Source organism: Sphingomonas asaccharolytica NBRC 15499, from assembly GCF_001598355.1.
In the GTDB taxonomy this organism is placed as follows: Bacteria; Pseudomonadota; Alphaproteobacteria; order Sphingomonadales; family Sphingomonadaceae; genus Sphingomonas; species Sphingomonas asaccharolytica.
Genome location: NZ_BCYU01000126.1, coordinates 1 through 7,941 on the forward strand (window position 1 = coordinate 1; position 7,941 = coordinate 7,941).

9 protein-coding genes are annotated in these 7,941 nt (G+C 65.0%); 1 reads left to right on the plus strand and 8 read right to left on the minus strand.

Features of this window, described 5'->3' with window-relative positions; translation table 11 throughout:
* The 8 genes from SAS01S_RS20780 to SAS01S_RS20815 form a co-directional block, all read right to left on the minus strand.
* A partial coding sequence (locus SAS01S_RS20780) for a beta/alpha barrel domain-containing protein (RefSeq protein WP_500799087.1) occupies positions 1–280 on the minus strand: 280 nt, incomplete at its 3' end.
* 29 nt (positions 281–309) lie between these two features.
* Complete coding sequence (glk, locus tag SAS01S_RS20785; protein ID WP_066812963.1) at positions 310–1,278, minus strand: glucokinase; 969 nt, start codon at positions 1,276–1,278, stop codon at positions 310–312.
* Between the two features lie 117 nt (positions 1,279–1,395).
* Positions 1,396–3,207: a phosphogluconate dehydratase gene (edd, locus tag SAS01S_RS20790; RefSeq protein ID WP_066812965.1), complete on the minus strand. Its 1,812-nt coding sequence runs from the start codon at positions 3,205–3,207 to the stop codon at positions 1,396–1,398.
* Between the two features lie 156 nt (positions 3,208–3,363).
* Positions 3,364–4,077: a 6-phosphogluconolactonase gene (gene pgl, locus SAS01S_RS20795; protein WP_066812967.1), complete on the minus strand. Its 714-nt coding sequence runs from the start codon at positions 4,075–4,077 to the stop codon at positions 3,364–3,366.
* A 162-nt stretch (positions 4,078–4,239) separates the two neighbouring features.
* Positions 4,240–5,709 (minus strand): glucose-6-phosphate dehydrogenase, encoded by a 1,470-nt coding sequence (gene zwf / locus SAS01S_RS20800; protein ID WP_066812969.1) that lies wholly within the window; start codon positions 5,707–5,709, stop codon positions 4,240–4,242.
* Between the two features lie 83 nt (positions 5,710–5,792).
* On the minus strand, positions 5,793–6,722 hold the full coding sequence (gene argC / locus SAS01S_RS20805; RefSeq protein WP_066812970.1) for an N-acetyl-gamma-glutamyl-phosphate reductase: 930 nt from the start codon (positions 6,720–6,722) through the stop codon (positions 5,793–5,795).
* On the minus strand, positions 6,719–6,886 hold the full coding sequence (locus SAS01S_RS20810; protein WP_245657049.1) for a hypothetical protein: 168 nt from the start codon (positions 6,884–6,886) through the stop codon (positions 6,719–6,721). Before SAS01S_RS20810 ends, argC begins: the two co-directional genes overlap by 4 nt.
* Before the next feature lie 142 nt (positions 6,887–7,028).
* Positions 7,029–7,349, minus strand: coding sequence for a MarR family transcriptional regulator (locus tag SAS01S_RS20815; protein ID WP_066583478.1), 321 nt, complete (start codon positions 7,347–7,349; stop codon positions 7,029–7,031).
* Positions 7,350–7,597: 248 nt separating this feature from the next.
* On the opposite strand from SAS01S_RS20815, the gene secG reads away from it, so the two are divergent.
* A partial coding sequence (secG, locus tag SAS01S_RS20820; RefSeq protein ID WP_066812972.1) for a preprotein translocase subunit SecG occupies positions 7,598–7,941 on the plus strand: 344 nt, incomplete at its 3' end.

The window sequence follows — 7,941 nt, forward strand, 5'->3', positions numbered from 1 at the left end:
CGATGATCGGCTCGGCCAGCCGCTCGGTCAGCCCAGGCGAGACGATGAATTCGGCGCCCGCGTCCATTGCCTGCGCGAACTGGCCGGGATTGATCACGGTGCCCGCGCCAACGATCGCGCCGGGCACCTTCTTCATTTCGCGGATCGCGTCGAGCGCGGCCGGCGTACGCATCGTCACTTCAAGCACGGGCAGGCCGCCAGCAACCAACGCCTCTGCCAGCGGCCGCGCGGTCGCCAGATCCTCGATCACGATCACCGGGATGACCGGCGCCGCCAGCATGATGCGTTCGATCGGATTGACGGTATCGGTCACTTGGCATGCTCCTGGGCAAAGGCGGCGGCGGCGCCGTAGAGGCCGGGTTGGGGATGGGTGATTAGCTTGACCGGGATAGCGGCCATCATCTGTTGGAACCGCCCCTTGGCGGTAAAGCGTTCGGAAAAGCCCGACCGCGCGAAATGCTGCTTGAGCTTGAGGCCCAGCCCGCCGGCAATGACGACGTCCTTCGCCCCCTGCATCAGCGCGAGGTCGCCGGCGAACGCGCCGAGCGCGAGCACGAAGCGGTCAAGCGCGGCGATCGCCAAGCTGTCCGACCCTTCGAACGCCATCGTCCAGATCGTCTTGTCGTCGAGATGGCGAATCGCCTTGCCTTCGATCTCGGCCAGGGTCTCGTAGATCGCGACGATCGCCGGTCCCGCGCAGATCCGCTCGGCGGACACGCGGGTGAACGTCTTGCGCAGTCGCTTGAGAATGGCATCCTCGAACGCGTCGAGCGGCGCGAAATCGACATGCCCGCCCTCGGTCGACAGCACGTGATAGGCGCCGCCGGCGTGGAGCACCCCCGCCACGCCGAGCCCGGTCCCCGGTCCGCAGATCGAGGTCACGCCGTTGCGCGCCAGAGACCGCTTCGGGCCGCAGATATGCTGGAAATCCTCATCGGGCAGTTGCGCCACGGCGTGCGCGATCGCGCCGAAATCGTTGACGATGACATAGGTGTCGGCACCGAGCCGCTCGGGAATGAGCGCGGGGCGGATGATCCAGGGGTTGTTGGTCAGCTTGATGACGTCGCCCCCGACCGGCGACGCAACCGCGATCGCTGCCGCCTTGGGCAAGTCGCGGCCGAGCTGGCGACCGAAATCCTGCCAGGCGGTCTGCAGCGAGGCGTGCTCGGCGGTCTTCTGGGTGGTTTCCGGCCCGAGCGACACGACCTTGCCGTCCGCCACTTCGGCGATGGCGAAGCGGGCGTGCGTGCCTCCGATATCGACTGCGACGACTTCCATGTACGCTCCCAATCCTCTCAATCGTCATGCCGGGCTTGTCCCGGCATCCACTCATCCGCTTGCTTTAGGGTTTGTGGCGCGGTGGACCCCGGCACAAGGCCGGGGTGACGGTTTGTATTATAAGCCGGCTCCAGCAAAGATCGCGCTGGCGCCCAATTCGGCCTCGTCAGCCGCTCCACGGAACAGGCCGAACAACTCCCGCCCCATTCCCTCAGCCGCCGGCGGGCATTCCGCAAGATCGCGCGCGTCCCATTCGGCTGCGTCGACCAGCGCCTCCAGCGTGCCGTTGACCGCGTCGAGCCGGATGACATCGCCGTCGCGCACGCGACCGAGCGGACCGCCGCCCAGGGCCTCGGGCGAGCAGTGAATCGCCGCCGGCACCTTGCCCGATGCGCCGGACATGCGGCCGTCGGTGACGAGTGCCACGCGATAGCCCTTGTTCTGGAGCACCCCCAAAGGCGGAGTCAGCTTGTGGAGCTCGGGCATGCCGTTCGCACGCGGCCCCTGGAAGCGCATCACGACGATGACGTCGCGATCAAGCTCGCCGGCCTTGAACGCCGCTTGCACGTCGGCCTGGTCGTGGAACACGCGGGCAGGCGCCTCGACAACCCAGCGATCCTGCTCGACAGCCGATACCTTGATGCAGGCGCGGCCGAGATTGCCGGTCAAGATGCGGAAGCCGCCCTCGGCGGAGAAGGGATTGGCGGCAGGGCGCAGGATCGTCTCGTCGCCGCTCGCGCCGGGATCTTCCCAGCGCAGGCCGTCGCCCTCGACCACCGGGCGCTTGCCGTAGTCAGCGAAATCGCCCGCTACGGTCAGGATATCGCCATGGAGCAGCCCGGCGCCGAGCAATTCACGGATCACGAACGGCATGCCGCCGGCATCCTCGAACCCGTTCACGTCGGCCGACCCGTTGGGATAGACGCGCGCGACCAGGGGAACGGCGCGGCTCAACTGATCGAAGTCCTCCCAGTCGATCACGATTCCCGCCGCGCGTGCGATCGCGGGCAAGTGAATCAGATGGTTGGTCGACCCGCCCGTCGCGAGCAAGCCGACCGCCGCGTTGACGATCGCGCGTTCGTCGACACAGTGTCCGAGCGGACGATAATCGTCGCCGTCCCAACCGATTTCGGCCAAGCGATGTACCGCCGCGCGGCTCAGTTCCTGGCGCAATTTGGTGCCCGGATTGGCGAAGGCAGCACCAGGCATGTGGAGGCCCATTACCTCCATCATCATCTGGTTGGTGTTGGCGGTGCCGTAAAAGGTGCAGGTGCCCTTCGAATGATAGGCGCCGATCTCGGCTTCGAGCAGTTCCTCACGGCCGACTTTCCCTTCGGCGAATTGCTCGCGGACCGCCGCCTTGGCCTTGTTGGGGATGCCGGTACGCATCGGCCCGCCGGGAACCAGAATCGTCGGTAAATGGCCGAAACGCAGCGAACCCATCAGCAAACCGGGCACGATCTTGTCGCAAATGCCGAGCAGAGCGGCGCCCTCGAACAGCCCGTGGGTCAGCGCGATCGCGGTCGACAGCGCGATCGTGTCGCGGCTGAACAGCGACAGCTCCATCCCCGGATAGCCCTGGGTCACGCCGTCGCACATCGCCGGCACGCCGCCGGCGACCTGCGCGGTCGCGCCGACCTCGCGCGCCCAGACCTTCATCTGCTCGGGATAGCGATAATAGACCGCATGCGCCGACAGCATGTCATTGTACGACGTGACGATGCCGATATTCATCGCGGCATTGGTTTTCATCGCATCGCGATCTTCCTCGGTCCCGGCATAACCGTGGGCGAGGTTGGCGCAGCCGAGCGTCGCGCGCGACCGCGACCCGCGGTCACGCTCGCGTTCGATCAGGTCGAGATAGGCGCGGCGCGTCGGGCGCGAGCGCTCGACGATGCGGTTGGTGACGGCGGATACTGCCGGGTTCATGGTCTTGGGGTCCGTTTACCAGGAGCCGGGCGTGCCAGCTCTTTCAACTTCGTCCTAGACCTACCCAACGTCTGGGCAAGCCCGCGCGCCTCATCGGCCGATGGAAATTCGTATGCGCTGAAACCGGGACCCGACCTTCCGCTGGCCTGACCGCACCTACGGCGCCCAGTGGATGTCGACCGGCAACTCGGTATCGGCCAGCACCCGCCCGATCGGATAGGACGAGCTCGGCCCCTGGCTGATCGCATCCTCCAGCACCTTCTTCTTGTCGGCACCGGTGATTGCGATGATCACCGCCGCCGATGAGACGATCGCGGCGCGGCTGAGCGTCACGCGCGCGACCGGCGCTTCGGGTGGCAGCGGATCGGGCATGACGCCAAGCATCCGGCGTTCCTTCGGTCCGTTCAGCGCCTCGTCGAAATCAGGCCCGGGGAAGATCGAGGCGGTATGGCCGTCGGCCCCGATGCCGAGCAGGCAGAGGTCGAGCGGCCAATGCAGATCCTGCATCAGCGCGTCGGCCGAACGGCCGGCAGCCTTATAGTCCGCCGTCGCTTGCGGCACGATCGGCATCACGCGCGCGCCGAGCGGCAGGAAGGTCTTAGCGATCATCGTTACGTTCGACAGCGGATCGCCCAACGGCACGATACGCTCGTCGCCCGGGATAATCGTCACCCGCTTCCATTCGAGCTTCGCCTTGGCGAGGCGCGCGTAGATCGGGATCGGCGTCTTGCCGCCGGCCAGCGCGACAACCGCACCGCCGCGCGCCTCGATCGCGCTTTCGATGATGAACGCGATATCGCCTGAGACGGCGTCCGCCATCTCGTCGGTATCGTCATATTCCCACCATTCGATTTCTTCGTTGGTCGCCATGTTACTCTCTTCTTTTTCGTCGCTACCCTCTCCCGCTTGCGGGAGAGGGTTGCATGAGGGTCTTCTTTCTTCTTGTCACGGCCGGACCGGAAGAAGGAAGAAGACCCTCACCCTCCCGCTGCGCGGGCCCCTCCCTCTCCCGCAAGTGGGACAGGGTAAAACTCAATCGTCCTGCCACGTCACCCCATCGCGCTCGGTCAGCGCGATCGAGGTCGAGGGCCCCCAGCTGCCCGAGGCATAGCTTTTGGGCTTGGTGTCGTTGGCCGCCCAGCCGGCGCGGATCGCGTCGGTCCAGGCCCATTGCGCCTCAACCTCGTCGCGGCGAACGAACAGGGTCTGGTCGCCCTCGATCAAGTCGAGCAACAGGCGTTCATAAGCGATGCGGCGACGCGTCCCGGCGAATTCGGCGTCGAGGCTCAGATTGAGCGGCACTTCGCGCAAATGGATGCCGTCGCGATCCAGCCCGGGCTCCTTCGCCATCACCAGCATCGAGATATATTCCTCGGGCTGCAGGCGGATGATCAGCTTGTTGGGCTGGAGCAGGCCGCCGCGCCCGGCAAACATCGAATGCGGCACCGGCTTGAACTGGATCGCGATCTCGCTGCGGCGGACAGCCATGCGCTTGCCGGTGCGCAGGTAGAAAGGCACGCCCTGCCAGCGCCAATTCTCGATGCTCGCCTTGATCGCGACGAACGTCTCGGTGGTCGATGGCTTGCCGAGCTCCTCCAGATATCCCTTGACGATCTTCCCGTCGACCGCGCCGGGGCCGTACTGACCGGTGACGGTCAGATGCGGCACTTCCTCCGGCGTCATGACGTGCAGGCTACGGAATACCTTAGCCTTTTCGTCGCGGATCGCGTCCTTGTCGTAGCGAGCAGGGGGCTCCATCGCGATCAGCGCGAGGAGCTGTAGCATATGGTTGGTGACCATGTCGCGCAGCGCGCCGGCGCCGTCATAATAACCGGCACGTTCTTCCAGCCCAACCGTCTCCGCGATCGTGATCTGGATATTGTCGATGCCCTGCGCATTCCACACCGGCTCGTAAAACGAATTGCCGAAGCGCAGCGCGAGGATGTTCTGGACGGTTTCCTTGCCCAGATAATGGTCGATCCGGAAAATCCGGTCTTCCGGGAACACCGCGGAGACGGCGTTGTTGATCTCGCGGCTAGAGGCTAGGTCGTAACCGAGCGGCTTTTCGAGCCCGATGCGGACGTTGCCATGCGCCAGGCCTGCGCCATTCAGCCCCTTGATCGTGGGTTCGAACAGGCTCGGCGCGGTCGACATGAAGATCGCCAGACCCTTCGAGGTGTCGCCGAGCTCATCGGACAGATCCTTGAAATGCTCGGCCTCGGTCGCGTCCAGCGCCTGATAGTTCAGTCGCTTGAGAAAGGAGGCGATCTTGTCCTTGTCCTTGCGATCTTCGGGCAGATACTTTTCGAGCGCTTCCTTGGCGAATTTGCGGAAGGCGCCGTCCTCGAATACCGTCCGCGCGGTGCCGGTGATCGTCATGCCAGCAGGCAACAGCCCGTCTTCGTCGAGGCCGTAGAGCGACGGCAGTAACATACGCTGCGACAAATCCCCGGTCGCGCCGAACAGCAGCAATTTGTCGAGCGGCTGGCGCGTTCCGGGCATCTGGTTTTCCTCGTTTAGACCATTGGCCCTGCGCCTATTGCAGGGCGGTGTGTGTGGGACCGACGGGATTTAGGGGGCCGCGCTCATAAAGTCAGGCCTGTAACCGGGTCGAATCCCGCCATGATGTTGAGATTTTGCACCGCCGCGCCAGCCGCGCCCTTGCCGAGATTGTCGAGCGTCGCAACCAACCGCGCCTGGCCGGCCTCGGCATTGCCGCAGACGCGCAAGGTCAGGCGGTCGCTGCCGGCATCGTCCTCGATCGTTACGAACTGGGCGTCCGCCGCGCCGATCCGGATCAGCGGGCTGTCCTTATAGGCCTCGGCCAGCGTCCCTTCGATCTGCGCGAGCGAGGGTTTGCGCGGCAGCGCATGGAGCGGCACCGGGACCTCGACGATCATGCCGCGATAAGTGTCGGCGACCGCGGGCGCGAAGATCGGCGGATGCGCGATGCGGGCATGCTTCTGCATCTCGGCGACATGTTTGTGCGCCAGGCCCAACGCGTAGAGCCGGGCGCGGGTGTTCGCCTTACCCTCTTCGAACTCGGCGATCATCGATTTGCCGCCGCCCGAATAACCCGAGATGGCGTTGACGCTGAGCGGCCAGTCGTGCGGGATCAGGCCGGCGCGCACGAGCGGCCGGACCAGCGCGAGAAAGCCGGTCGGATAGCAGCCGGGATTGCTGACGAAGCGTGCCTCGGCGATCGCTGCCTGCTGCGCGGGCTCGAGTTCGGCGAAACCATAGGCCCATCCCTCAGCGACGCGATGCGCGGTCGAGGCGTCGATCACCCGCGTCTTGTCCGAGGTGATCATCGCCACGGCTTCGCGCGCCGCATCGTCGGGCAAGCAAAGGATGACGAAATCGGCGTCGTTCAGTGCCTCTTTACGCGCCGTCGAATTCTTGCGCACCGCGTCGTCGAGCGTGACCAGAGTGACGTCGCTCCGCCCGGATAGCCGTTCGCGGATCTCGAGCCCGGTGGTACCGGCCCCGCCATCGATGAAGACATTGACGTTCATGCCGCCAGATCCAGTGCCTTGCGATCGACATAGCCCGCCAGGCGATGTTCGGGCGACACGCCCCAGGCAACCTCGCGCAGGACTTCCAACACTTCGAAGCTTTCACCGACGGTAAGTTCGGCGAGCGGTTCGGACGTGGGGGATGATTCGGCGTGCAAGGTCACGGCGCGGGTTACTACACAGGGCAGGGGGGCCGCGTAATGCGGCGCGAATACGTATTCGGCGAGCCGAACGTCAGCCAAGTCGGGACGAATCGCGTTATGGCGCGGGTCTATCGATACCGACGGACCCGTCAGCGCAAATGTTCTACGCGGTGGCTCTGCGGGCGCGGGGCGGGTCGCTTTCTCCCACAAATTGTCCGAATTCTTCAAGAAAACCTGCCCCTTCGGTGGTACGCGCGATAAAGATGTTGCGCTTGTCGGTATCGTCGCGCTGGCGGCGCAGATAGCCGAGGGCCCCCAACCTGTTCAAGGCGCGTGTCACGACGGGCTTGGAAACGTTCAATGCGCGGGCCAATCCGCGCACCGTATGCGGTCCCGGACTCAGATAAACGACCAGCAGCAGCGCCATTTGGCGGTTGGTGAGATCGGGCTCGCCGGATCGGACATAATCGACCAGCGTATTCATCCACCGCGTCAGCGGGGAGCTGTCGAAAGTGCTGGCAATGTTCATGTCGGTGCTCACTGATTGTCCACAGGGCTCAAAAGGCGGTCTCTATCGCAGGCGTAACAACGTGCGCCGAGGCGATTGAGTTTCAGTGCGGACACGAAATGTCATGGAAACGCCACGTGTCGTCCGGTGGATGAGCGGTTGATCGCGGGGGTGGGGTCGCCTATGTGCCCGCTTTCTCCAGTTTCGCAGGTCACAGTCGTTCGATGCTCTTTACCTTCGTCCTTGTCGTTCAGTTGCTCGTCGGATCGGCGCTCGTCACCATCATCCTGATGCAGCGTTCGGAAGGCGGCGGCCTGACCGGCGGCGGCAGCCCGGCCGGATTGATGTCCGCGCGTGGCGCGGCTGATTTCCTGACGCGGTCGACGGCCATCCTGGCGACGATCTTCGTCACCTTGACCATCCTCCTGGCGGTGATGGCGGCGACGCGGCATGCGACCTCGATCGACACCTCGCTCAATCGCGCGGCGCCGATCAATGCACCGGCGGGCAGTGCTCCGCAGCCGGCCGGTGGCGCCTTTGGCGGCGCGGCCGCCAATGCAGCGGCGGG